This is a genomic window from Pedobacter sp. ASV12 (assembly GCF_016429155.1).
Lineage (GTDB): Bacteria > Bacteroidota > Bacteroidia > Sphingobacteriales > Sphingobacteriaceae > Pedobacter.
This window is the reverse complement of the sequence record NZ_JAELUC010000063.1, coordinates 1-24910: the sequence shown is the minus strand read 5'-3', so window position 1 is coordinate 24910 and position 24910 is coordinate 1. Positions and strand designations below refer to the sequence as shown.

The following is a 24910-nucleotide window of genomic DNA, read 5'->3' as shown; positions in this document are numbered from 1 at the left end:
CCCCCCCCCCCCCCCCCCCCCCCCCCCCCCCCCCCCCCCCCCCCCCCCCCCCCTTTTCAAGCAGAAGACGGCATACGCGATCATGAGTACTGTCTCGTGGGCTCGGAGATGTGTATAAGAGACAGGTATTCAATATCCTGGTTTATATTATTATTTTCTTTGTACTTTATTATTGGGTAAAGAAAAATACGGTCAGGCCAACTTTATCAAAATCAGATACGCCAATTGAACAAGCCAACCCAGCTTCATAAGAATTTCGACAAAAAGGATTTCAATCCTGGTGCTTCGGGCTTCAAGATAACCTGTTGGTATTTAACCAGCCTGCTCTTTTTCAGGTCGGGATTGATGCCGATCAGCTCGGTATTGGTATTTTTATTGCGTCTTTTTGGGGCCAAAATTGGTAAAGATGTTAGGATAAAGCCCTATATCTATGTGCATTACCCTTGGAAACTCAGTGTTGGCGACCATTGTTGGCTGGCCGAATGCAGGATAGAAAACCTTGACCAGGTTAGCATCGGCAAAAATGTATGCGTTTCGCAACAAGCCATGTTGCTTACTGGCAACCACGATTATAAAAAGGCAGGTTTCGATCTGATCACTAAGCCTATTACCTTAGAAGACGGCGTTTGGATTGGCGCCAAGGCCATCGTTTGTCCGGGTATCAAAGCCCATTCGCATGCCGTACTTACGGTGGGTTCTATTGCCACCAAAGATTTAGCAGCTTATTCGATTTATCAAGGCAATCCGGCAGTGAAGGTAAAAGATAGGTTGATTGACTGATCAGTTCATTGGTCGTTAGTTCATTAGTGATTAGGCATTAGTTTATTGGAAACTGTTAACTGAAAACTAAAAACTGTTAACTGCTAACCTTCCGCGTTAATCGCCTCCCAAAGCATATCTTTCAGGTTAACCAAACCTTGTTGCGCTACCGATGAAATAAACACGGCTGGCACCTGAGGCAGTTCAGCCTTCATTTCCTCTTTCAATTCATCGTCTAATAAATCAGACTTGGTCACTGCCAAGAGATGCGGTTTCTGCATCAATTCCGAATTGTATTCTTTCAGCTCTTTTTTCAATATTTCGTATTCTTCGGCAATGCTTCTGCTGGTATCGGCCGGCACCATAAACAACAGCACCGAATTGCGCTCGATATGACGCAAAAACCTAAATCCGAGTCCTTTGCCTTTCGAAGCACCTTCAATAATGCCTGGAATATCGGCCATTACAAAAGATTTGCCGTTTCTGTAAGATACGATACCCAGGTTAGGCACCAAGGTGGTAAAAGGATAATCGGCAATTTCAGGTTTGGCAGCCGAAAGCACCGATAACAAAGTAGATTTTCCGGCATTGGGAAAACCTACCAAGCCTACATCGGCCAGCACTTTGAGCTCCAGTACCATCCACTCTTCTTTTCCTGGTTCACCGGGCTGTGCAAAACGCGGGGTTTGTTGCGTTGGACTTTTAAAGTGCCAATTGCCTAATCCGCCCCTGCCGCCAGGCGTTAATATTTTGGTTTCGCCGTCTTGAGTAATTTCAAAAAGCACTTCGCCGGTTTCGGCATTGCGGGCAATGGTACCCAAGGGTACTTCTAAGATTTCGTCTTTGCCCGTGCGACCGGTCTTTTGTCCGCTGCCACCGCTTAGGCCATCTTCTGCTATGATATGCTTACGGTATTTGAGGTGGAGCAAGGTCCAGAACTGCGAATTGCCTTTGAGGATAATGTGTCCGCCTCTGCCGCCATCGCCCCCATCGGGGCCACCGGTTGCTGTTAGCTTATCGCGGTGCAAATGTGCAGAACCTGCCCCTCCCTTGCCAGAACGGCAACATATCTTAACATAATCTACAAAATTTGATCCTTGCGACATAATCACTCCTTTAAAATAAAAAAGCGGAAAGAACCTAACCTCTTCCCGCTATTCCTTTATCTATTTATTATTTAATACTGATCAATAACCGCACAAAGGCTGTTAAAGATGGTTTCGATTTCACCGATCCCATTAATTTTGGTCAGTTTTTTTTGTTCATCGTAGTAGGGCAGCACCAAAACGATTTTATTGAAATACTCGTCAATACGTTTTTGGATCTTGTCTGCCTGGTCATCAACCCTGCCACTTTCCTTTTGGCGTTGGGCCACACGCTTAGTCAGTTCGTCTTTGTCTACATCAAGGGCAATTACACCTGCAATTTTGCTTCCCTTGCTTTCTAAAAACTTGTCTAATTCTACGGCTTGCGGAATGGTTCTCGGAAAACCGTCGAACACAAAGCCTTTGGCCTGCGGATTTTTGTCTACTTCTTCTTCCAGCATGTCGATGGTGATCTTATCGGGTACCAATTCGCCATCAGCAATCAATTGACTCACTTTTTTGCCCAGTGGTGTTTGATTTTTAATGTGTGCTCTGAAAAGATCTCCGGTTGAAATGTGGACTAACTGATACTTGTCTATCAGTTTCTGAGATTGGGTGCCTTTGCCTGCACCTGGAGGGCCAAAGAGAACTAAATTCAGCATTAAGGTCTAGTTAGTTGAAACTTCCAAAAGGAAGATTATTACTGATTAAAAATAACACAAATCAACCCACGTAAGGCTAATCCTTTGCGGCTGCAAATATATAAATATAAATCGGCTATCCTCTTATTTTTTTAAACTTTGGATAGAGCAAACGAGTGCGTGCCAATTATATAGCGCAGGGAAACCGAACCTGCATTGCTGGCTTGTACTTCTTTGTTGCACCTATAGGTTTAAGAAAGGCAAACCCGTACGCCAAATAGCGAATAAGACACACCCGATCATAAAAAGAAAAAGTCCGCTCCTATCGTCAAAGTACGACGATCGTCTTTTTTTAGACTCCGATACACCAATGTATATGCGGCAACCATTCGCCCCATGAAAAGCATAACAGTAATGAAGATATCAAATTGTTGCCGAAAAACACAAACCTCCAAAAAAGAGTCTCAGAAAAAACGCAACCTAATAAAAAAGCCCTAGAGAAATCTCTAGGGCTTTAGCGGTGCACTCGTAGGGATTCGAACCCCAAACCTTCTGATCCGTAGTCAGATGCTCTATCCAATTGAGCTACGGGTGCATTGCCGTTTCTAACGGACTGCAAAAGTAAGGCTTCAAATTCAATTTCACAATTTTTATTCAAGAAAAATTGAATTATTTGCCGAAATCAATTGCAGCTACGCTTCTACAGCCTGTTTAATCGCATTAAAATCAGGCAAATCACCCGCCGATTCCAAAACTTCGGCATACGCAATCTTTCCTTCTTCGTCGATCACAAAAGCCGCTCTTTTCGAAACGCCTTTAAGACCGAAAGCAAATTCGTTATAAAGCGCATCGTATGCGGGTGAAACTTCTTTGTTGAAATCGGAAAGCAAAGGGAACTGATAAGCCTGGTCTTCCTTAAATTTGGCCAGGGTGAACGGCGAATCGACCGAAATGCCTACTACACCGGCATTCATGCCTTCGTAATAGCCAAAACTGTCGCGCATGGTGCACAATTGCGTGGTACAAACGCCGGTAAAGGCCATTGGAAAAAAGTGAACTACCAATTTCTTGCCTTGGTAATCGGCCAGGCTTACTTCTTTAAGCTCTGTATTCAATAATTTAAAATCTGGGGCTTTATCGCCTACTTGTAGTGCCATATTTGAGGTGGTTTTTATTGTTAAATTGCTGTTATTGTTGATTTCGATAGCTATTGGTAGCTAAACTGGAAACTGCCAACTGAGAACTGCCAACTGCTTATCCTCTAGCCTTCAGCTGTTCGTCTACAATCGCTAATCCTTCTTCAAAGCTATGAGGTTGGTAGTGAAGTTGGGTCATGGCTTTGTCTAAAATAAAACCCGTACGCACCGGACGTTTGGCGACCTGGTTTAAAGTAACGGCACTGATTTCGTTGATAAGGCTTTTGTCGAGACCCCAAAAATCGGCTACCCGGGCCACCAGTTCCGAAATGCTCATCATGTCTTTGCCTGAAACGTTAAAAACACCTTGCGCGTCGTATTCGACAGCCAACAGGCAACAAGTGGCCAAATCTTCGGCAAGTGTTGGCATGCGCCATTGGTCGTTTACAATATTTAACGGATTGCCTTTTTCCAAAGCACCTTTTGCCCAAAGCACAATATTGCTCCGGCTCATGTCGCTTACAATGCCGTATACAATAATGGTACGCAGAATGGCCCATTTGATATTCGATTTTTTGAGCAGTTCTTCTGCCTCCAGCTTGGTTTGTCCGTAATAGCTCAGCGGATTGGGCTTGGCTTCTTCATCATAAGGCCCATTGGCACCATCAAAAATAAAATCGGTTGAAAGATGCACCAGCTGGATATCGAACTCTTCGCAAACCCCAATTAAAGTCTGTACTGATTCTACATTGAGTTGATAAGCCAGTTCTTTTTCGGTTTCGCAGGTATCTACGTTGGTCATGGCCGCCGTGTGGATAATGGCATCGGGTTTATACAAAGCCACTACTTCGCGTACTTCCTTCGGATTGAGGATATCCATTGGGGCATAAACATAGCCGGCAGCAACCGGATACCGATTGGCACCTTTGGCGGTAGCAATAAGCTTTACACCACCTTCATTTATGATTTTCTCGGTAATTTTTTGGCCCAGCAGGCCATTGCTCCCAGTAACTAATACAGTTTTCATCAGCTCTATTTCTATGTTTATGCAAATGTATTCGTTACTGGCCTAACCTCCCAATTAAAAAAGAAATTGCGCTCCATGGCTTTCGCAACACGCATTTAAAACACTGTTTCTGAAATTGGCCATTTAAAACCGGGTTACACTTTGTACCCGAACCGCCACAGGCCGCAATAAAAATACTCGAAGCCATACCCAGCAAGCATAAGCTAATTTTTTGTCCATACTTTAGTTTTTGGTTAATGAAATCCGGCTTGCTTAAACCAAACAATATCGAACCCTAACCAACTGATAACTAATTACTACCCTACCCGACAGTCGCTTCGAAAAAACAGTGGCATTTTAGCTATTTTAGCCATGTTGAAAAACTTTTTATTTATGTGTAAAATTTTGTCGGAAAACTCTTAGCTTTGCAGACCGAAATACAAGCGTTTAAAAACGCCTTTAACATTTTGATTTTTATAATTTTACCAAAAACAATATATGCCTAACATTGGAAAAATAGCGCAGATCATCGGACCGGTAGTTGACGTAAGTTTCGCTAACGATGCCCATTTACCTAAAATTTTCTCTGCATTAGAGATTACCAAAGAAAACGGACAAAAGATCGTTCTCGAAGTGCAACAACACCTTGGCGAAGACCGTGTACGTGCCATCGCAATGGACTCAACCGACGGTTTGGTTCGCGGCATGGAAGCACTTGACACAGGCTCTCCTATCACAATGCCAATTGGCGATGAGATCAAAGGCCGTTTGTTCAACGTAGTTGGAGAAGCTATCGATGGTATCAACACCGTTGATAAAACCGGTGGCAGGCCCATCCACAATGCTCCTCCTAAATTCGACGAGCTTTCTACCGAAACCGAAGTACTTTACACAGGTATCAAGGTGATCGACTTGTTAGAACCTTATGCAAAAGGCGGTAAAATTGGTTTGTTCGGTGGTGCCGGTGTAGGTAAAACCGTATTGATCATGGAATTGGTAAACAACATCGCCAAAGCTTATGCAGGTCTTTCTGTATTCGCGGGTGTAGGTGAGCGTACTCGTGAGGGTAACGACTTATTGCGCGAATTTATCGAATCAGGCGTAATCAATTACGGCGACGAGTTCTTGCACTCGATGGAAAAAGGCGGCTGGGATTTGAGCAAGGTTGATACCGACAAATTAAAAGAATCAAAAGCAACATTGGTATTCGGTCAGATGAACGAGCCTCCTGGTGCACGTGCCCGGGTAGCCCTATCGGGTTTAACCGTAGCCGAGTACTTCCGTGACGGCGATGGCGAAGGCGCTGGAAAAGATATCCTTTTCTTCGTCGACAACATCTTCCGTTTTACGCAGGCAGGTTCTGAGGTATCGGCACTATTGGGCCGTATGCCATCGGCAGTAGGTTACCAACCAACTTTGGCCACAGAGATGGGCTTGATGCAAGAGCGTATCACTTCAACCAAACGCGGTTCGATTACTTCGGTACAGGCCGTTTACGTACCTGCGGATGACTTGACCGACCCTGCTCCGGCTACAACTTTTGCCCACTTGGATGCTACAACCGTACTTTCACGTAAAATTGCCGAGCTAGGTATCTATCCTGCGGTAGATCCATTGGATTCAACTTCACGTATCCTTTCGCCAGCAGTTTTGGGCGACGAGCACTACAACACCGCTCAACGCGTAAAAGAAACCTTGCAACGCTACAAAGAATTGCAAGACATCATTGCCATCTTGGGTATGGACGAATTATCTGAGGAAGATAAATTGGTTGTGTCTCGTGCACGCCGTGTTCAACGTTTCTTGTCGCAACCTTTCCACGTAGCTGAGCAGTTTACCGGCTTAAAAGGTGTATTGGTTGACATTAAAGATACCATTAAAGGTTTCAATATGATCATGGATGGCGAAGTTGATGAATATCCTGAAGCTGCATTTAACTTGGTAGGCAGCATCGAAGATGCTATCGAAAAAGGCAAAAAACTATTGGCAGAAGCAAACTAGACGTGAGACATTAGATCTGAGAAGTGAGACGAGATAAAATCTCATGTCTTAAATCTCAAATCTCAAATCTGATCAAGAATGAATTTAGAAATATTAACTCCAGACAAAAAAGTTTTCGAAGGCGAAGTAACCTCGGTTACAGTTCCGGGAACTTTGGGATCTTTTCAAATTTTAAAAGACCACGCACCGATCATCTCTACTTTAGAAGACGGACCGGTAATTATTAAAGGTGCTTCTGGCAAAGAAGAGAATATCTTTAACATTAAAGGAGGCGTAGTAGAAGTTCTGGATAATAAAATTGTAGTATTGGCCGAAGCTGTTATTGCTTAGTTGATCGCATAACCTGTTCGCAGGCATAAAAAAACAAAAGCCCTTTGATGATTTCAAGGGGCTTTTTATTTTGAAGATAAAATTACCCTTCCATGAAACTAACGATTCTCAGGTGGCTACTCATCGCATTCTTCGTACTGTTGATTATTGTGGAAGTGTGCTATGCAGAAAACCGAAAGTATTACTATCTCAATGACAGAAGAATTGGCCTGCTGTTGTTATTAGTTCCTGTATTTTTGATCCAAAATAGGTTCACCTGGTTGCTCATGTTGGTCATCTCAAGTTATGGCCTATACAACTATTTCACTTATGCTCGCATCGCCTCAAGCTATACCACTATGGAATTTACGGCAAGACTTTGTGCGGTATGTTTTGTGGAAAGCCACCATAGTTTGGCCGCCCGTTTATGCAACGGATTTTCCTTTATATTCTATATATCTACCTTGATTTTATTTCTTACTCCCTACATCAGGAGAAAATACAATATTGGTCTGGTAAAATAACTCTAAAACGCAACCTAACCTGCACAAAAAACAGCTGCAATTTTGAAGTTTTTATGACGGTTTTTCCAATTTCAGGAAGAAAATTGCAAAATTTACAATGCAAGCATAATATGTATACCGAATACCAAAATCATATTTAGTCTACACCTCACCAATATTCAATCCTAAAAAAGGTGCTTTATAAAAATAATATTCTGATTTTATATAAAAATCAGAATATTATTTTTTTTCATTTATTTTCTATTTGCTATTGATAGTTTATAGACCAAAAACTAAATTGGTTTTTATAAAACAATAGCAATGATCCGTCATCAAAACAGGAACCTGACTTCAACAAACCAACTGGCTTTTTTGCCGGTGGCTTTGCTGCTGTTCCCTATGGTGCTGCTCAACTTTAAGCAGCAGGAGACGTCGTGCATGAATTTTTAATTAACCTAAAAATAACTGAAGCGTCTCCACCAAAAAGAGACGCTTTTTTAATAGCAAAACCAGATGAACAAACATGTTTTGCCAGTAAAGCAAAGCAACTACAAGAAATAGCAACAGCAACAGCAACAATAAACAATACCCATGAAATATTACAATTCGAGCACACTGATTTATTTGAACGGAAAGTTCGTGAAAGCCGCGGAAGCCAAAACCGATTTGTACGGCCAATCGCTACACTACGGCCTGGCTGCTTTCGAAGGCATTAGGGCCTACAAAACCCACAATGCCACCCGAGTATTCAAAATCAAGGAACACTACAAACGCCTGCAACGTTCTTGCGAGCTGCTGAACATTCCTTTTCATTGGGATATTAACGAACTCATTAAACAAACCTATCGCCTGCTCGAGTTGAACAACCTCAAAGATGCTTACATCCGCCCTTTGGTATACAGCGAACCTAATATGTCGCTGGTTGCCCCACAAGCCGTATCGATCATGATCTGTGCCTGGGAATGGGGCTCATACCTTGGCGATAAGCAGCTAAAGGTTTGTATCTCTCCTTTTCAGCGCCCCAACCCAAAATCTACTTTTGTAGAAGCAAAAATCAGTGGCCACTATGTAAACTCTATTTTGGCTTCAACGGATGCCAAGCAAAAAGGTTTTGATGAAGCCTTATTGTTAGATATGAACGAAAACGTAGCCGAAGCCCCTGGGGCCAATATCTTTATCGAGAAAAACGGCAAACTTTACACGCCATCATTAGGCAACATTTTAGCGGGCATTACCCGGGCCACCGTCATTGAGCTTTGTCAGGTATTGGATATTGAGGTGATCGAAAAACCGATCAGCGTAGCCGAACTTAAGAGTGCCGATGGCGCCTTCTTCTGCGGTACCGCCGCCGAAATTGTGGGCATTCACACCATCGACGACGTGGTTTATCGACAAAGATGGAGCGACAGCATTGGCGCTACCATGCAAAGAGCCTACAAAAACCTGGTGCTCGAAAAGGTAAACTACGAAGTTATTATCTAGTCCTTGCCCTGTGGCGTACAGGGATCTAACATTATACTCTCACCCCTGTCTTGTGGCACACAGGACAAGCATACGCACAGGACAATGCTATAGGCGCCTCAACATGGTCTGCGACTCACAGACCATGAAAAAATAAAATAGTTCTTTGTTTTTTTCAATTTGTTAGTATGTTTGTGTTCAACGTCAACAACGACATGAACTTGATTACAAACATTATTAGCAACATTATTATTGTCATTTCTTCAACAAGAGGTGGAATACGTTGCGTATAATCAAAAAATATACATCAACCGAAACCGCCTTCGCAAGAGGCGGTTTTTTTTTTGCCTCAAAAAACAGAAACACTAACGATATACTACAAAAATGGAATTAAATAAATACAGCAAGACCTTTACCCAAGACCCTACACAACCTGCCGCACAAGCTATGCTTTATGGCATTGGCCTTACAGATGCCGATATGGAAAAAGCACAAGTAGGTATTGCCAGCATGGGCTATGACGGCAATACCTGCAACATGCACCTGAACGATCTTGCCCAGATTGTCAAAAAAGGTGTATGGGAAAACGACTTGGTCGGCTTGATTTTTAACACCATTGGCGTAAGCGACGGCATGAGCAACGGCACCGAGGGCATGCGCTACTCGCTGGTAAGCCGCGACGTGATTGCCGATTCGATCGAAACCGTTTGTGGAGGCCAATATTACGATGGTTTGATTACCATTCCGGGCTGCGACAAAAACATGCCGGGTTCTTTAATGGCCATGGGCCGATTGAACCGTCCGTCAATCATGGTTTACGGAGGCACCATTAAACCGGGCCATTACAAAGGCGAAGACCTCAACATTGTATCAGCTTTCGAAGCGCTCGGCAAGAAAATTGCCGGCCAAATCGACGATTTCGATTTTAAGGAAGTGATTAAGCACGCCTGCCCCGGAGCTGGCGCCTGTGGTGGCATTTATACGGCCAACACCATGGCGGCAGCAGTTGAGGCCCTGGGCATGAGCCTTCCCTATTCTTCATCAAATCCAGCACTTAGCGACGAGAAAAAAGCCGAGTGCGTAGCCGCTGGAAAAGCCATCCGCGTTTTGCTGGAAAAAGATATCAAGCCAAGCGACATCATGACCCGTAAGGCTTTTGAGAACGCCATTGTAACCATCATGGTTTTGGGCGGTTCTACCAACGCCGTTTTGCACCTCATTGCCATGGCGAAAAGCGTTGACGTGAAGTTGTCGCAAGACGATTTTCAGGAAATCAGCAACCGCATTCCGGTATTGGCCGATATGAAGCCAAGCGGACGCTACATGATGGAAGACCTGCATAAAATTGGCGGCGTTCCGGCAGTTATGAAATACCTGCTGAACAAAGGCTGGCTGCATGGCGATTGTTTAACCGTAACCGGAAAAACATTGGCCGACAATCTAGCCGAAATCCCAGATTTGAACTTCGACGAACAAAAAATCATTTTCCCTGCCGAAAATCCAATCAAAGCTACCGGGCACCTGCAGATTTTATACGGCAACCTGGCCGAAGGTGGCAGCGTAGCCAAAATCAGCGGCAAAGAGGGCGAGTTTTTTGAAGGCCCTGCACGTGTATTTAATGGAGAATTTGATTTAATCAATGGCATTTCGAGTGGCCGTGTAAAACCTGGCGACGTCGTCGTTATCCGCGATGTTGGTCCGAAGGGTGCACCAGGCATGCCAGAAATGCTTAAGCCAACATCCGCGATTTATGGCGCCGGATTGGGTAGCAGTGTAGCCCTGATTACCGATGGCCGCTTTAGTGGCGGTACGCACGGCTTTGTGGTGGGCCACATTACCCCAGAGTATTTTGATGGGGGCCTGATCGCCTTTGTTGAAGACGACGACACGATAGCAATCAGCGCCATCGAAAACACCATTACGCTCAAAGTACCTGAAGAGGTGATTGCCCAGCGCAAGGCCAAATGGCAACAACCCGAATTGAAAATCAAAAAGGGCGTATTGTTCAAATATGCCAGAACCGTAACTACCGCAGCCGAAGGTTGCGTAACCGATGAAGCTTAAACTTATGGAAACAGCACAAAAGGAACTGATCAAAGAAACACCCACTAAAACCACCGTTGAAATAAGTGGCTCTGTTGCCTTGCTAGAAGGATTAATTGCAGAAGGAACCGAAGTTATTTTCGGCTACCCGGGTGGAGCCATCATGCCCATCTACGATGCATTATACGATTATAAAGAGAAATTACAGCATATTCTGGTCCGCCATGAGCAAGGCGGCATCCACATGGGCCAAGGCTATGCACGCAGTTCGGGCAAGGTTGGTGTTGTATTCGCCACCAGCGGACCAGGCGCTACCAATTTGGTGACCGGCTTGGCCGATGCACAGATAGATAGTACACCTTTGGTTTGCATCACCGGACAGGTTTTTGCGCACCTTTTGGGCACCGATGCTTTTCAGGAAACAGACGTAATCAACATTACCACGCCGGTTACCAAATGGAACTATCAAGTAACCGATGCCACCGAAATTCCCAGCGTACTGGCCAAGGCATTTTACATTGCGCGTAGCGGCCGTCCGGGCCCGGTACTGATCGACATTACCAAAAATGCCCAGCTACAACTATTTAACTATGAAGGCTATACTCCTTGCAACCACATCCGCAGCTATAGGCCAAAGCCGATCGTGCGTAAGGAATATATTGCACAAGCCGCTGATTTAATCAACCAGGCTAAAAAACCTTTTATCTTATTCGGTCAAGGTGTTTTATTGGGTAAAGCCGAAAAAGAATTTAAGGCTTTTGTAGAGAAAAGTGGTATTCCTGCCGCATGGACCATCATGGGTGCAGGCGCCATCCCTACCGATCACGAGCTAAATGTGGGCATGTTGGGCATGCACGGCAATTACGGTCCGAATGTATTGACCAACGAGTGCGACGTATTGATTGCCATCGGCATGCGCTTCGACGACAGGGTGACCGGCCGTTTAGACAAATACGCCAAACAGGCCAAAGTGGTCCATCTCGACATCGACCCTGCCGAAATCGACAAAAACATAAAAGCTACCGTTCCGGTTTGGGGCGATTGCAAAGATACTTTGCCTCTATTAACCGAGTTGATCAAAGAGCAAAAACATACCGAGTGGTTAGAACGCTTCAGGGCTTATAGCCAAGAAGAAATAGAAGCGGTTATCCAAAACGAACTAAACCCAACCACCGCAGAAATGACCATGGGCGAGGTCATCAACCAATTGAATGCCTTAACCCATGGCAACGCCATCATCGTAACCGATGTAGGCCAGCACCAAATGGTAGCCTGCAGGTATGCCAAATTCAATAACACCCGCAGCAACATTACCAGTGGTGGCTTAGGTACCATGGGTTTTGGGCTTCCAGCGGCAATTGGCGCAAAATTTGGGGCACAAGACAAAACCGTAGTTGCCGTAATTGGCGATGGCGGTTTCCAAATGACCCTACAGGAATTGGGTACCATCATGCAAAGCGGAATCGATGTAAAAATCATGATCCTCAACAACCGCTTCTTGGGCATGGTTCGCCAATGGCAAGAATTGTTCAACGACAAACGTTATTCGTCCGTTGATATTACCAGTCCCGACTTTATCAAATTGGCCGATTCTTATTACATCGCCGGCAAACGCATTTCAGACCGCAAGGATTTGATCAGCTCGCTAGACGAGATGCTGAACCACAAAGGCTCTTACCTTTTAGAAGTAATGGTAACCAAAGAAAACAACGTATTCCCGATGGTTCCACAGGGATGCAGTGTAAGTGAAATCAGATTAAAATAACCGATTATGAGCACAGAAAGCAACAAACAAGACTTTACCATTACGGTTTATGCCGAAAATCAAATCGGGTTATTGAACCGTATTGCTATCATATTTTCGCGACGCAAGATCAATATCGAGAGCTTAAACACCTCTCCTTCCGAGATCGAGCACATCCACCGTTTCAACATCTTAATTCAGGAAACCGAGGAAGTGGTACGCAAACTGGCCAAACAAATCGAAAAGCAGATCGAAGTACTTAAAGTTTACTACAATACCAACGAGGATATCATCTGGCAAGAAATGGCCCTTTACAAGGTTCCTACCGATGAGATTGCCGAAAAAGTATTGGTAGAACGTCTCCTGCGTGAATATGGTGCCCGCGTAGTCGTGATCAGAAAAGATTATACCGTTTTCGAAACTACCGGACACCGCGAAGAAACCGATAAGCTGATCGAAGTTTTACAGCCTTATGGCCTCATCGAATTTGTGCGCAGTGCCCGCGTGGCTATCATCAAAGCCAGCGAAGGTTTCCATAGCAAACTGCGCGAGTTCGAGCGCATCGAACCTGGCCAAGATGTGATAGAAAACGAGTATTTGGATAAAGGCGACAAGGTGTTTACCATGTAGGTGAAGATGGAAGGCGAACAACTAACAACCTAAGAACGAAACAATCATGAAATGTACCAAAGTAGTACCGATTTTAAGGATGTTCGATTATGCAAAAGCGGTCGAGTTTTATGTTGACTGGCTGGGCTTCAAAATAGATTGGGAACACCAGTTTGAAGCAAATACGCCTGTCTACATGCAAATTTCATTAGGTGGCATCGAACTGCATCTCAGCGAGCATCATGGCGATTGTTCGCCAGGTGCACATATCCACATCGATTGTACGGGGCTGAAGGAATTTCATCGTGCTCTTATCGACAAAAAATACAAATACAACAGGCCGGGCCTTGAAAAAACTTTTTATGGTACCTGGTGCGTAACGGTAAACGATCCGTTTTTCAACAAGATATCGTTTAACGAAGCACTACCCGAAAACGAAAAAACAGACTTATAAAAACAAAAGAAATCAACCAAAAATCAACAAATAAAACAATGGCTAATTATTTTAACACATTACCACTTAGAGAAAAATTAAACCAGTTGGGCGTATGCGACTTTATGGATAATTCAGAGTTTCTGGATGGCGTAAATGCACTGAAAGGAAAAAAACTGGTGATCGTAGGCTGTGGCGCCCAAGGCTTAAACCAAGGTTTAAACTTAAGAGATAGTGGGTTAGATGTTGCTTATGCCCTGCGTGCAGCAGCGATTGAAGGCAAACGTGATTCGTGGAAAAACGCCACCGAAAACAATTTTAAGGTAGGCACTTACGAAGAGCTGATCCCTACTGCCGATGTGGTGATCAACCTTACGCCTGATAAGCAGCACACTTCGGTTGTAAATGCGGTAATGCCTTTGATGAAAGAAGGTGCAACTTTATCTTACTCGCACGGGTTCAACATTGTTGAAGAAGGCATGCAGATCCGCAAAGACCTAACCGTAATCATGGTAGCTCCAAAATGCCCGGGCAGTGAGGTTAGAGCCGAATTTGTAAGAGGCTTTGGCGTACCAACCCTCATTGCGGTTCACCCAGAAAACGATCCGCAAGGCAAAGGTCTGGCCCAGGCAAAAGCTTATTGCGTTGGTACCGGCGGACACAAAGCCGGGGTATTGAAATCATCGTTCGTAGCCGAAGTAAAATCTGATTTGATGGGCGAGCAAACCATTCTTTGTGGCTTGTTGCAAACCGGTGCCATTCTTTCTTTCGACAAAATGGTGGAGCAAGGCATCGATAAAGGCTATGCCTCTAAATTGGTTCAATATGGTATTGAAGTCATCACCGAAGCTTTAAAACACGGTGGCATTACAGCCATGATGGACAGGTTAAGCAATCAGGCTAAAATCAAGGCCTTCGAAATTTCAGAAGAATTGAAAACAATCATGCGTCCCTTGTTCCAAAAGCACCAAGACGATATCATGAGTGGCGAGTTTAGCCGTGTAATGATGGAGGATTGGGCCAACGGCGACAAAAACCTATTGGCTTGGCGCGCCGCTACCGGCGAAACCGCTTTCGAGAAAACCCCAGCTGGCGATGTAAAAATCAGCGAACAGGAGTACTTCGACAACGCCTTGCTTTTAGTAGCCTTCGTAAGAGCCGGCGTAGAATTGGCTTTCGAAACCATGGTTGAGGCAGGCATCAAAGCAGAATCGGCCTACTACGAGTCGCTGCACGAAACACCACTGATTGCCAACACCATAGCACGTAAAAAACTGTTCGAAATGAACCGCGTAATTTCTGATACGGCAGAATATGGCTGCTATTTGTTCGACCATGCCTGCAAACCTTTATTGGCCGATTTCATGACCCGTGTTGATTCGAGCCTAATCGGTAAAAACTACAACGACGGCAAAGACGGCGGCGTTGACAACAGCGCATTGATCCGCGTAAACGAAGTGATCCGTACCCATCCGGTTGAAATTGTAGGCGCCAAATTGAGAAAGGCCATGACTGCCATGAAATCGATTAAAACAGCATAATAATACTACCCCGCACCTCATAGGTTCCACTGTGAGGTACGGGCAAAAAACAAAACAATATGTCTAAAACACTAGTAGAAAAAATTTGGGATGCCCATATCGTAAAAAGCGAAACCGGTTTCCCCGATATTTTATACATCGACACCCATTTTATCCACGAAGTAACCAGTCCGCAGGCTTTTGACGGCTTGCGTAAACGTGGCTTGCCTGTATTTAGGCCAAAGCAAACCATCGCTACTGCCGACCATAATGTACCTACTTTAAACCAACACTTGCCGATTAAAGAAGAGCTTTCGCGTTACCAAGTGGATATGCTCACTAAAAACTGTGCAGAGTTTGGTATAGAATTGTATGGCTTAGGCCATCCTTTTCAAGGGATTGTACACGTAATTGGGCCGGAATTGGGCATTACCCAACCTGGCGCTACCATTGTTTGTGGCGACAGCCATACTTCAACCCACGGCGCATTTGGCAGTATCGCCTTTGGCATTGGCACTTCGCAGGTTGAACAAGTAATGGCTACGCAATGCTTGCTGCTGCAAAAGCCAAAAACCATGAAAATCGAAGTCAATGGCCAATTAGGTCTGGGCGTAACCTCAAAAGACATCATCCTGTATATCATTTCGCAGATTTCGGCAGCGGGTGGTACCGGATATTTCATCGAGTACGCAGGTTCGGCCATTACTTCGTTAAGTATGGAAGCGCGCATGACCATCTGCAACATGAGTATCGAAATGGGTGCGCGTGGTGGCTTGATTGCGCCAGATCAAATTACTTTCGATTATTTGGAAGGCAGGGAATTCAGCCCTAAAGGCGAAGATTGGGATAAAGCTGTGGCCAAATGGAAAACCTTGTATAGTGATGCCGATGCCAAATTTGACCAGGTATTGAAATTCAACGCCGAGGATATCGAGCCGATGATTACTTACGGCACCAATCCGGGTATGGGCATGGGCATTTCGGCACATATTCCGGCCACTCATGCACAGCCAGAGAGCGAACAGCTGTCGTACCAAAAAGCCCTGGATTACATGGGCTTTGAAGACGATGCTTCCTTGATTGGCAAACCGGTTGATTATGTTTTTATCGGTTCTTGCACCAATTCGCGCATCGAAGACTTACGCGAAGTAGCCGAATTTGTCAAAGACAAGCACAAAGCCGAAAACGTAGAAGTTTGGATTGTGCCGGGCAGCAAGCAGGTAGAAAAACAAGCTAAAGAAGAAGGCTTGGACAAAGTTTTCGAACAAGCTGGCTTTCAATTGCGCGAACCTGGTTGCAGCGCTTGCCTAGGTATGAACGAAGATAAAATCCCGGCAGGAAAGTATTGCGTATCAACCTCGAACAGAAATTTCGAGGGCAGGCAAGGTCCAAATGCCAGAACATTGTTGGTAAGCCCTTTAACCGCGGCCGCGGCGGCCGTTACAGGTAAAATTACCGATGTGAGGGAATTGTTGGCACATGCTTAAGGAAGGTAAAAGTAGCGGTTTTCAGTTCCCAATAAACTAATGACCAATGAACCAATGATACTAATGAACTAATAAACCAAAATATGCCAGAAATAGCTTGGGACAGTAAATTATACGATAAACAGCACCATTTTGTATCAGACTACGGTGCAGATGTATTGCAGTGGTTGGCGCCAAAGCGTGGCGAAGCCATTTTGGATGTAGGTTGTGGCACCGGTCAGTTAGCCAATGAAATTGCCAAAAGCGGAGCAAATGTGGTAGGTACCGATGCATCGGCCAGCATGGTTGCTACCGCCAGGGCAAACTACCCTGACTTGGCTTTTGATGTAGTTGATGCAACCCAGTTACCCTACAATGAGGTATTCGATGCCATTTTCAGCAATGCTACTTTCCATTGGATAGAAAACCAAGAAGGCTTAACCAAAAGCCTTTACCAAAGCCTAAAAAAAGGTGGCCGGTTGGTAGCAGAATTTGGTGGACAAGGCAATGTGCAAAGTATTACCGAAGCCATTGCAACGGCAGCCAAGAATTTGGGATTGGCCAATCAGGTAATTACCAATTTTTGGTACTTCCCTTCCATTGGCGCCTACACTGCCTTACTCGAAAAGCATGGTTTTGAAGTAGAGCAGGCTTGGCTGTTTGATCGGCCTACCCGCTTGAACGGCGAAAGAGGCATGCACACCTGGATGCAGCAATTTGCACAACATGCCTTTAAAAACTTAAGCACCGAACAAGCCGAAGCGATTAAGGATTTGGCCGTAGAAATTTTAAAGCCAAACCATTTCATCAAAGGCGAATGGTTTGCAGATTATAGAAGACTGAGAATTAAAGCCTTTAAGAGGTAAAAGGTTAGAAGGCATAAGGTAGAAGGTTTGAGGCAGATCGATAACCAGAACCAATTACATAAGAAAGAATAAGAGTGATAGGTTGTAAGTTTTAGGCCTAAAAAACTATAAACCAAACAACTAACAACGAAACAAAATGAAAAAATTTGAAAAATTAACTTCGGCAGTGGTTCCCTTAAACATAGAGAACATTGATACTGACCAGATTATACCCGCAAGGTTTTTAAAAGCCACCACCAGGGAAGGCTTTGGCGAAAACCTGTTCTGCGATTGGCGTTACGACGGAAATCGCCAGCCAAAACCTGATTTTGTACTGAACGACAAAACCTACAGTGGCAAAATTTTGGTAGCGGGCAAAAACTTTGGTTGTGGCAGCAGCCGCGAGCACGCCGCCTGGGCCATTCAGGATGCCGGTTTTGATGCCGTAGTAAGCAGTTTCTTTGCCGATATTTTTAAAGGCAATGCACTAAACAACGGTTTGTTGCCCGTACAGGTAAGCGACGGGTTTTTGCATCAGCTATTTATTGCCGTTGCCAAAGACCCAAAAACAGCAGTAACCATCGATTTGGAAAAACAGACCATTACCCTGTTAAGTACCGGCCAGCAAGAAAGCTTCGAAATCAATCCTTACAAAAAATCATGTCTCATTAACGGCTATGACGATATTGATTTTATCCTCAACCAAAAACCCTTGATCGAAGAATTTGAAAGAAAGGCAATAGCCTAAAGCCCAATCTCATATTTCACATCTCAATACTCATATCTCAATACGCTATACCCATCATGTTCAAACCATTCGTCCACCTACAAAACCTCAGCCTAAGTTACCACAGCAAAGTGGTGCTCAAGGATTTGTATTGGGAAATGCAGGTTGGCGAAAACCTGGTGATTGGTGGCGAAAGCGGCAATGGAAAAACCTCGTTGGCCAAGGCCATTGCAGGCTTAACTCCCGCACAGGGAAGCATTGAAATCAACTTTGACGAATTGAGCAGTTTGCCCAAACAAGTGCTGTACGTTGAAAGCTGGTACCAGTTTAAAAACCTCGAAGGTGTGGCCAATTTCTATTATCAGCAGCGCTATACTAGTCAGCAGGCTAAGGAAACCTTAACCGTTCATGCCGAATTGATGGCTTACGGCAAGGAAAACAAGCTCCACTTCGACAAAGTAGAACCGATTTTAGAGGCTTTGGGCCTTATCGCTTTTGCCAGTTCGCAACTGATCGAGCTTTCGAGTGGCGAGCACAAAAAACTGCAATTGGCAAAGGCTTTATGGCTGCAACCCCAATTGCTCATCATCGATCAGCCCTATACTGGTCTGGATGTGGCTTCGCGCCAAAACCTGAACGTTTTATTAGATCAATTGGCCGAAGCAGGCGCCCAACTCATTTTAATCAGCAACGACACCGAACTGCCTGCCTGTATCAATCGTTTTGCCACCCTAAAAGATGGCCAATTGGTACAAGTTGATACTGTTGAAACCAGCAATCCCATTCCAACAAACCAGTTGGAAAATATCCCGGTTTTCTTGAAAGAATCGCCGATTTATTCTTCAAGTGATATCGTTAAAATGGTGAATGTCAACATCAGCTATGGCGACAAGCAAGTATTGAAAAACATCAACTGGGAAGTAAAGGCCGGCGAAAAGTGGCTATTGCAGGGGCATAACGGCTCTGGCAAATCAACTTTGCTGAGCTTGGTTAACGGCGACCATCCCCAATCTTATGCCAATGAATTGTATTTATTCGGCAACAGAAGAGGCAGTGGAGAAAGCATTTGGGATATCAAGCAACATATTGGACTGATTTCTCCAGAATTTCATTGGTATTTCGATCCTACGGCTACCGTTTTTGCCAGCATTGCTTCAGGCTTTTACGATAGTGTGGGCTTGTTTCAGCAACTGCCCTACTCCAAAGCCTGCCAGGTAGACGAACTTATTGAATATTTTGGCTTAGCCGCTTCGCGCAACGCATTGCTCAGCACTTTGCCTTTGGGCAAGCAGCGCTTGGTGCTATTAGCCCGAACCATTATCAAAAACCCTGAACTGCTCATTTTAGATGAGCCTTGCCAAGGGCTAGATCAACAACAGACACAACATTTTAACCAACTGGTAGATGCCCTTTGCGCCAACGGGATGACCCTCATTTATGTAGGCCATTTCGAATCGCAACTGCCCAGCTGCCTAACCTATCGGCTTCAGCTCCATCAGGGCGAAGTTGTTAAAAACACAAAAACTTACGAAACACAAAAAGAATTAGCATAATGGAGAAACATATTTTAGTTATTCCGGGTGATGGAATTGGACCAGAAGTAACCCAATGGGGAAAAGCGGTTTTGCAGCACATTGCAAGCACCTACGGCCACAATTTTACCTTCGATGAAGCATTAATGGGCCACGTTGCCATCGAAGCAACAGGAAACCCTTTGCCAGACGAAACCCTTGAAAAAGCTAAAAAGAGCGATGCCATCCTCTTTGGAGCGGTTGGCCATGCCAAATATGACAATGACCCCTCGTTAAAAGTACGCCCCGAACAAGGGCTACTCAAAATCAGGAAGGAACTTGGCCTGTATGCCAACCTGCGTCCTATTTTATTGTTCGATGAGCTGCTGCACGCTTCGAGCATTAAACCCGCCATCTTAAAAGGAACCGATATTTTGTTCTTCAGGGAACTGACCGGCGATGTGTACTTTGGTGAAAAATCGCGTTCGGAAGACCGGCAAACCGCCTCCGACCTGATGATCTACCATAAATACGAAGTAGAGCGCATTGCCCATAAAGCCTACGAAGCGGCTCGACTGCGCAGCAAGAAACTATGCTCGGTTGATAAAGCAAACGTACTCGAAAGTTCACGTTTGTGGCGCGAAACCGTTCAGGAAGTAGCCAAACAATACCCCGACGTGCAAACCGAGCACATGTTTATCGACAATGCAGCCATGCAGCTCATCAAAGACCCTAAACAATTCGATGTCGTGCTAACCGCGAACTTGTTTGGCGATATTTTAACTGATGAGGCTTCGCAAATTGCCGGATCAATGGGCATGCTGGCTTCGGCTTCTGTTGGCGACGGCACAGGTTTCTTCGAACCTATCCACGGTTCGGCACACGATATCACCGGAAAAGATTTAGCTAATCCTTTGGCTTCTATCCTATCGGCTGCCTTGATGCTCGAAATCAGCTTTGGCCTAAAAGATGAAGCCAAAAAGATTGTTGACACAGTTGACAAAGTGCTGAAAGAAGGCTTTAGAACCAACGATATTGCCGATGCGGCCACAAACAGGTATAAAGTACTGGGCACCCAGGAAATGGGCAAGCTGGTATTGAAATTTTTATCCAATCATTAACCTAAAACCCTAAGACGATGCTACACGATCCTAACAAAGTTTATATTTTTGACACTACCCTACGCGATGGTGAACAGGTTCCTGGATGCCAGCTAGATACCGGCCAAAAGGTTGAAATCGCCAAATCGCTGGAGCGCTTAGGCGTAGATGTGATTGAAGCCGGTTTCCCAGTATCGAGTCCCGGCGATTTTAACAGCGTTATCGAATTGTCGAAAGCTGTAAACGATCCGATTATCTGTGCGTTGACCAGAGCCAACAAAAACGATATTGATGTAGCAGCCGATGCTTTGCGCTATGCCAAAAGACCGCGTATCCACACCGGTATCGGAGCCTCTGACATGCACATCAAAACCAAGTTTAACAGTACCCGCGAAGAAATTTTGGCCCGTGGCGTAGAAGCCGTAAAATATGCCAAACAATACGTAGAAGACGTTGAGTTTTATGCAGAAGATGCAGGCAGGGCCGATATCCAGTTCTTGGCCAAGATGATCGAATCGGTAATCGCCGCCGGCGCAACGGTGGTCAACATTCCAGATACCAATGGCTATTGCTTGCCAGATCAATACGGTTCTAAAATCCTGTACCTCAAAGAAAACGTAAAAAATATCGATAAAGCCATCATTTCTGTGCACTGCCACAACGATTTGGGCTTGGCAACTGCCAATTCTATCGCAGGTCTGCAAAACGGTGCCCGCCAGGTAGAATGTACCATTAACGGCATTGGCGAGCGCGCTGGCAATACCTCTATGGAAGAAGTGGTTATGATTTTAAAGACCCACAAAAGCCTCAACCTGCACACGCAGATCAATACCCAGGGTTTTTACAACATCAGCAGGCATGTGAGCCAGCAGATGCACATGCCGGTACAACCCAACAAAGCCATTGTGGGCGGCAACGCCTTCTCGCACAGCTCGGGCATCCATCAGGATGGCTTCCTGAAAAACCGCGAGAACTACGAAATCATTAAACCGGAAGATGTAGGTTTTCCTTCGGCTGCCATTGTTTTAACCGCAAGAAGCGGCAGGCACGCCTTGAAGCACCACTTAGACCGCTTGGGCCACAACCTGGAAAAAGCACATTTAGATATCGTTTACCAACAGTTTTTGATTTTGGCCGATAGCAAACAAGGCATAGACGACCACGATTTGAATCAGTTGGTGGCTTTGCATTTGGCGTATAAATAAGTCTTTAGCCGATAGTCCGTGGTTGATGGTCTAGTCAAATGAAAAAATCAGCCAATAGCCAATAAACCTCGAACTAATCGACTAATTAGCCAATGACTAACGAAACAATAAGCCAATGAACTTCATGACAATACCACATACATTTGATTTTTTAGCGGCAGCCGAAAGGCTCGAAGGTACCGTGTTGCGTACGCCATTAGAATACAATGCCCGCTTATCTGAAAGATATGGTGCCGAAATCTACCTTAAGCGCGAAGACAAACAGGTAGTACGCTCTTACAAATTGCGCGGTGCCTACAACATGATGAGCCAAATTCCCACCGAGCAAATGCAGCATGGCGTAGTTTGTGCCAGTGCAGGCAATCATGCACAGGGCGTAGCTTATTCTTGCAAAAAACTAAAAATCAAGGGCACTATTTTCATGCCCGAGATTACGCCAAAACAAAAGGTAAGTCAAACCGAATTGTTTGGCAATGGCTGGATAGACATTGTGCTGGTTGGCGATACTTTCGACGATTGCCTGGCAGAAGCCTTGCGTTTTACCGAAGCCAACCACATGACTTTCGTACCTCCTTTCGACCACTATCATGTTATCGAGGGACAAGGAACCGTTGGTGTGGAAATATTGGAAGACCTGCCTGATGCAGCAGTTATCATTATGCCAATTGGCGGTGGAGGCTTGGCTTCAGGTACAGGCATGTACCTCAAAAATACCAAACCCAACATCGAGTTGATAGGCGTAGAACCTGAAGGTGCCCCTTCTATGGATGCCGCTTTCAAAGCTGGACATCCGGTAAAGCTAGATCAGATCAACCGATTTGTTGATGGCGCAGCCGTTAAATCGGTCGGCTCGCTTACCTACCCAATCTGTAAAGAGGTTTTAGACGAGGTATTGTTGATCCCAGAGGGAAAGGTATGCACCAGCATCTTAAAGCTATACAATGAAGATGCCATTGTTGCCGAGCCTGCAGGCGCACTAGCCGTAGCTTCGCTTGATTACTGTGCTTCAAAAATCAAAGGCAAAAAAGTTGTCTGTGTGGTGAGCGGTGGCAATAACGACATCGAGCGTATGCAGGAAATCAAGGAAAAATCTTTGCTTTTCGAAGGGCTCAAACATTATTTTATTGTGCGTTTTCCGCAACGTCCGGGTGCATTAAAGCTTTTTGTTACCGAAGTTTTAGGTCCGCACGACGATATTACCCGTTTCGAGTTCATCAAAAAAACCGAACGCGAAAATGGTCCGGCTTTGGTAGGCATCGAATTGAGGGATAGGGAAGATTATTCGAGCCTGCTCGAGCGCATGAAAGCCTTTAAATTCGATATTATCGAATTGAACCAAGACCAGACTTTGTTCGAGTATCTGGTTTAACTATCCTTGTTGGTATGACGGATTAAATCGTTGGTGAAGAACACCAACGATAGCAATTAATAAGCTGGTATTTACAATTCTCCTCCCTTGGAGGGGTGCCCAAGAGGCGAGCTGGTTAACTATATTGGTCTATTAAACACCCCGGTCTGCGACCAAAATCTTTAGCTACGTCATCAAATCATTAACGAAGCATCCTGGCACTTGTTGGTGTTCTTCACCAACAAGACTGCTCCATATTTTATTTGGCCTCCACCCTCAACTTTCCTTCTTTGGCCGGACAACCAAAAGGGAATATTTTCCGTACCTTAAGGTATGCGAAGCCTGTTGTTTTTTTTATGTTGCTTCTGTCTCATTCAGAAAATAAAGGCTTTAGAATATCCCGACCAGGCTAGTTATCTCCTGGCAAATCCTTTGGGCAAGCACGATGGCAATGATGGACACTGGCTCAAAACAGACCGAAAACATCATAATGCCATTTGGAGCAGGGCCAACACTGTGAACCTACTTAAAGCAGACGGCTTTAACCAGTACCGTGATATTGCAGAGCGATCTGATTTTTACAAATGGTTTCAGCATCAAACCGATTCGGTGGGCTTCGAAACCAAATGGGCAGGCATAGCCGCCATTACAACTGGCAAGCTGAGTAAGCTCCTTAGCGAAGTACCCAGGCTTACCGGCAATTCTAATCTTGAAATCCAGCATTTTGTTCAGTATGGCAACCAGCTCATTTTCGAAGACATCTGGCCCGATCTTCAAAATTTATACACAGGTATTTGTTTAAAGGGAAAAGCCGCCGAACAATGGGACGGCGAACTGCTGCTCAGGGAACAACGGCTCATCGACCCTTCGTACCAAAAACTATCCAGCCATTCGTTACGCATGTTGGCAAAATCCTTACGCAGAGAGAACCTGCTTTCTAAATTTATACCCGGATTGGAATTTGAGGGCAACCTGCTCAACATCCGCGACAGATGGAGCTACGGCATGAGGATGATGGGCTATAAACACTTGAACTAAGCATAAAAATCGACCAGTTAAAATTTGGATAGGCGATTAATTGATAGGCAAATGCGTTGCCGAACTAAAAGATCATGATTTCATCTTTCCCACAAACAAAATGTTACAATGTGTGTTTTTCTATTCAATCATATTTGGCAGCAGATTTGCATAGCTTTATGCAAAACACACACAACATGAAAAAGATAACCTTACTCCTACTTTGCATTGCCACACTAGGTCTGGCGTCTTGCAAAAAAGACACTATCATCAACCAAACTACGCCTAACCGCACCATTATTTTTGATAGGTCGCCAAATAGCTGGAAACTTTTATCGGGAACCACCAACACGTATTATGTTGATTCTGTCTCTTATACACATCTAAAAAGGGGGGGGGGGGGGGGGGGGGGGGGGGGGGGGGGGGGGGGGGGGGGGGGGG

General features: G+C 44.9%; 23 protein-coding genes, 1 tRNA gene and 1 pseudogene. 20 read left to right on the top strand and 5 right to left on the bottom strand.

The genetic code is table 11. From position 1 onward, the window contains the following. The first annotated feature begins 225 nt into the window (after window positions 1-225). Entirely contained in the window at window positions 226-780 is a 555-nt protein-coding gene (locus JHD69_RS14235; RefSeq protein WP_233165916.1) for a WcaF family extracellular polysaccharide biosynthesis acetyltransferase, read from the top strand. Between the two features lie 83 nt (window positions 781-863). Here JHD69_RS14235 and obgE read toward each other — a convergent pair whose 3' ends face one another. The 5 genes from obgE to JHD69_RS14210 all read right to left on the bottom strand — a co-directional run bounded on the left by obgE (window position 864) and on the right by JHD69_RS14210 (window position 4648). Then, on the bottom strand, window positions 864-1865 hold the full coding sequence (gene obgE / locus JHD69_RS14230) for a GTPase ObgE (RefSeq protein ID WP_199141008.1): 1002 nt from the start codon (window positions 1863-1865) through the stop codon (window positions 864-866). A gap of 71 nt (window positions 1866-1936) precedes the next feature. Beyond that, complete coding sequence (locus JHD69_RS14225) at window positions 1937-2506, bottom strand: adenylate kinase (RefSeq protein ID WP_199141007.1); 570 nt, start codon at window positions 2504-2506, stop codon at window positions 1937-1939. A 500-nt stretch (window positions 2507-3006) separates the two neighbouring features. After that, a tRNA-Arg gene (locus JHD69_RS14220) sits at window positions 3007-3080 on the bottom strand. Window positions 3081-3177: 97 nt separating this feature from the next. Then, window positions 3178-3642: a redoxin domain-containing protein gene (locus JHD69_RS14215; RefSeq protein ID WP_199141006.1), complete on the bottom strand. Its 465-nt coding sequence runs from the start codon at window positions 3640-3642 to the stop codon at window positions 3178-3180. A gap of 97 nt (window positions 3643-3739) precedes the next feature. Beyond that, window positions 3740-4648 (bottom strand): SDR family oxidoreductase, encoded by a 909-nt coding sequence (locus tag JHD69_RS14210; RefSeq protein ID WP_199141005.1) that lies wholly within the window; start codon window positions 4646-4648, stop codon window positions 3740-3742. 477 nt (window positions 4649-5125) lie between these two features. On the opposite strand from JHD69_RS14210, the gene atpD reads away from it, so the two are divergent. From atpD to JHD69_RS14120, 19 genes and pseudogenes are all read left to right on the top strand, one after another. Then, complete coding sequence (gene atpD / locus JHD69_RS14205) at window positions 5126-6628, top strand: F0F1 ATP synthase subunit beta (protein WP_199141004.1); 1503 nt, start codon at window positions 5126-5128, stop codon at window positions 6626-6628. A 78-nt stretch (window positions 6629-6706) separates the two neighbouring features. Further along, window positions 6707-6958, top strand: a complete 252-nt coding sequence (atpC, locus tag JHD69_RS14200) for an ATP synthase F1 subunit epsilon (RefSeq protein ID WP_199141003.1) — start codon at window positions 6707-6709, stop codon at window positions 6956-6958. A 92-nt stretch (window positions 6959-7050) separates the two neighbouring features. Further along, window positions 7051-7461 carry a hypothetical protein gene (locus JHD69_RS14195; RefSeq protein ID WP_199141002.1) on the top strand — a complete coding sequence of 137 codons (411 nt, stop codon included), beginning with the start codon at window positions 7051-7053 and terminating at the stop codon, window positions 7459-7461. 300 nt (window positions 7462-7761) lie between these two features. Beyond that, complete coding sequence (locus JHD69_RS21300) at window positions 7762-7890, top strand: hypothetical protein (RefSeq protein ID WP_255530660.1); 129 nt, start codon at window positions 7762-7764, stop codon at window positions 7888-7890. Window positions 7891-8031: 141 nt separating this feature from the next. Further along, complete coding sequence (locus JHD69_RS14190; protein ID WP_199141001.1) at window positions 8032-8922, top strand: branched-chain amino acid transaminase; 891 nt, start codon at window positions 8032-8034, stop codon at window positions 8920-8922. 363 nt (window positions 8923-9285) lie between these two features. Next, the gene (gene ilvD, locus JHD69_RS14185) at window positions 9286-10965 is read left to right on the top strand and encodes a dihydroxy-acid dehydratase (RefSeq protein WP_199141000.1); all 1680 of its coding nucleotides are present in this window, start codon (window positions 9286-9288) and stop codon (window positions 10963-10965) included. A gap of 4 nt (window positions 10966-10969) precedes the next feature. Further along, window positions 10970-12709 carry a biosynthetic-type acetolactate synthase large subunit gene (gene ilvB, locus JHD69_RS14180; protein WP_199140999.1) on the top strand — a complete coding sequence of 580 codons (1740 nt, stop codon included), beginning with the start codon at window positions 10970-10972 and terminating at the stop codon, window positions 12707-12709. A gap of 6 nt (window positions 12710-12715) precedes the next feature. Beyond that, window positions 12716-13318, top strand: a complete 603-nt coding sequence (gene ilvN, locus JHD69_RS14175; RefSeq protein ID WP_199140998.1) for an acetolactate synthase small subunit — start codon at window positions 12716-12718, stop codon at window positions 13316-13318. A gap of 46 nt (window positions 13319-13364) precedes the next feature. Then, complete coding sequence (locus tag JHD69_RS14170) at window positions 13365-13751, top strand: glyoxalase superfamily protein (RefSeq protein ID WP_199140997.1); 387 nt, start codon at window positions 13365-13367, stop codon at window positions 13749-13751. A gap of 38 nt (window positions 13752-13789) precedes the next feature. After that, window positions 13790-15271: a ketol-acid reductoisomerase gene (ilvC, locus tag JHD69_RS14165; protein WP_199140996.1), complete on the top strand. Its 1482-nt coding sequence runs from the start codon at window positions 13790-13792 to the stop codon at window positions 15269-15271. 59 nt (window positions 15272-15330) lie between these two features. Beyond that, entirely contained in the window at window positions 15331-16737 is a 1407-nt protein-coding gene (gene leuC / locus JHD69_RS14160) for a 3-isopropylmalate dehydratase large subunit (protein ID WP_199140995.1), read from the top strand. An 83-nt stretch (window positions 16738-16820) separates the two neighbouring features. Next, complete coding sequence (locus JHD69_RS14155) at window positions 16821-17582, top strand: class I SAM-dependent methyltransferase (protein WP_199140994.1); 762 nt, start codon at window positions 16821-16823, stop codon at window positions 17580-17582. 136 nt (window positions 17583-17718) lie between these two features. After that, complete coding sequence (gene leuD, locus JHD69_RS14150; protein WP_199140993.1) at window positions 17719-18309, top strand: 3-isopropylmalate dehydratase small subunit; 591 nt, start codon at window positions 17719-17721, stop codon at window positions 18307-18309. 56 nt (window positions 18310-18365) lie between these two features. Further along, the gene (locus tag JHD69_RS14145) at window positions 18366-19841 is read left to right on the top strand and encodes an ATP-binding cassette domain-containing protein (RefSeq protein ID WP_199140992.1); all 1476 of its coding nucleotides are present in this window, start codon (window positions 18366-18368) and stop codon (window positions 19839-19841) included. After that, window positions 19841-20920, top strand: coding sequence for a 3-isopropylmalate dehydrogenase (leuB, locus tag JHD69_RS14140; protein ID WP_199140991.1), 1080 nt, complete (start codon window positions 19841-19843; stop codon window positions 20918-20920). Before JHD69_RS14145 ends, leuB begins: the two co-directional genes overlap by 1 nt. Window positions 20921-20937: 17 nt before the next feature. Then, the gene (locus JHD69_RS14135; protein ID WP_199140990.1) at window positions 20938-22104 is read left to right on the top strand and encodes a 2-isopropylmalate synthase; all 1167 of its coding nucleotides are present in this window, start codon (window positions 20938-20940) and stop codon (window positions 22102-22104) included. Between the two features lie 124 nt (window positions 22105-22228). Then, window positions 22229-23473, top strand: coding sequence for a threonine ammonia-lyase IlvA (ilvA, locus tag JHD69_RS14130; protein WP_199140989.1), 1245 nt, complete (start codon window positions 22229-22231; stop codon window positions 23471-23473). Window positions 23474-23884: 411 nt separating this feature from the next. Beyond that, entirely contained in the window at window positions 23885-24490 is a 606-nt protein-coding gene (locus JHD69_RS14125; protein WP_199140988.1) for a hypothetical protein, read from the top strand. A 176-nt stretch (window positions 24491-24666) separates the two neighbouring features. Next, window positions 24667-24910: pseudogene (locus JHD69_RS14120) on the top strand (hypothetical protein); the annotation flags it as partial.

Coding starts and splice junctions, on each gene's coding strand:
- obgE (WP_199141008.1), bottom strand. CDS start 1,865: ATGTCGCAAGGATCAAATTTTGTAGATTATGTTAAGATATGTTGCCGT.
- JHD69_RS14225 (WP_199141007.1), bottom strand. CDS start 2,506: ATGCTGAATTTAGTTCTCTTTGGCCCTCCAGGTGCAGGCAAAGGCACC.
- JHD69_RS14215 (WP_199141006.1), bottom strand. CDS start 3,642: ATGGCACTACAAGTAGGCGATAAAGCCCCAGATTTTAAATTATTGAAT.
- JHD69_RS14210 (WP_199141005.1), bottom strand. CDS start 4,648: ATGAAAACTGTATTAGTTACTGGGAGCAATGGCCTGCTGGGCCAAAAA.
- atpD (WP_199141004.1), top strand. CDS start 5,126: ATGCCTAACATTGGAAAAATAGCGCAGATCATCGGACCGGTAGTTGAC.
- atpC (WP_199141003.1), top strand. CDS start 6,707: ATGAATTTAGAAATATTAACTCCAGACAAAAAAGTTTTCGAAGGCGAA.
- JHD69_RS14195 (WP_199141002.1), top strand. CDS start 7,051: ATGAAACTAACGATTCTCAGGTGGCTACTCATCGCATTCTTCGTACTG.
- JHD69_RS21300 (WP_255530660.1), top strand. CDS start 7,762: ATGATCCGTCATCAAAACAGGAACCTGACTTCAACAAACCAACTGGCT.
- JHD69_RS14190 (WP_199141001.1), top strand. CDS start 8,032: ATGAAATATTACAATTCGAGCACACTGATTTATTTGAACGGAAAGTTC.
- ilvD (WP_199141000.1), top strand. CDS start 9,286: ATGGAATTAAATAAATACAGCAAGACCTTTACCCAAGACCCTACACAA.
- ilvB (WP_199140999.1), top strand. CDS start 10,970: ATGGAAACAGCACAAAAGGAACTGATCAAAGAAACACCCACTAAAACC.
- ilvN (WP_199140998.1), top strand. CDS start 12,716: ATGAGCACAGAAAGCAACAAACAAGACTTTACCATTACGGTTTATGCC.
- JHD69_RS14170 (WP_199140997.1), top strand. CDS start 13,365: ATGAAATGTACCAAAGTAGTACCGATTTTAAGGATGTTCGATTATGCA.
- ilvC (WP_199140996.1), top strand. CDS start 13,790: ATGGCTAATTATTTTAACACATTACCACTTAGAGAAAAATTAAACCAG.
- leuC (WP_199140995.1), top strand. CDS start 15,331: ATGTCTAAAACACTAGTAGAAAAAATTTGGGATGCCCATATCGTAAAA.
- JHD69_RS14155 (WP_199140994.1), top strand. CDS start 16,821: ATGCCAGAAATAGCTTGGGACAGTAAATTATACGATAAACAGCACCAT.
- leuD (WP_199140993.1), top strand. CDS start 17,719: ATGAAAAAATTTGAAAAATTAACTTCGGCAGTGGTTCCCTTAAACATA.
- JHD69_RS14145 (WP_199140992.1), top strand. CDS start 18,366: ATGTTCAAACCATTCGTCCACCTACAAAACCTCAGCCTAAGTTACCAC.
- leuB (WP_199140991.1), top strand. CDS start 19,841: ATGGAGAAACATATTTTAGTTATTCCGGGTGATGGAATTGGACCAGAA.
- JHD69_RS14135 (WP_199140990.1), top strand. CDS start 20,938: ATGCTACACGATCCTAACAAAGTTTATATTTTTGACACTACCCTACGC.
- ilvA (WP_199140989.1), top strand. CDS start 22,229: ATGACAATACCACATACATTTGATTTTTTAGCGGCAGCCGAAAGGCTC.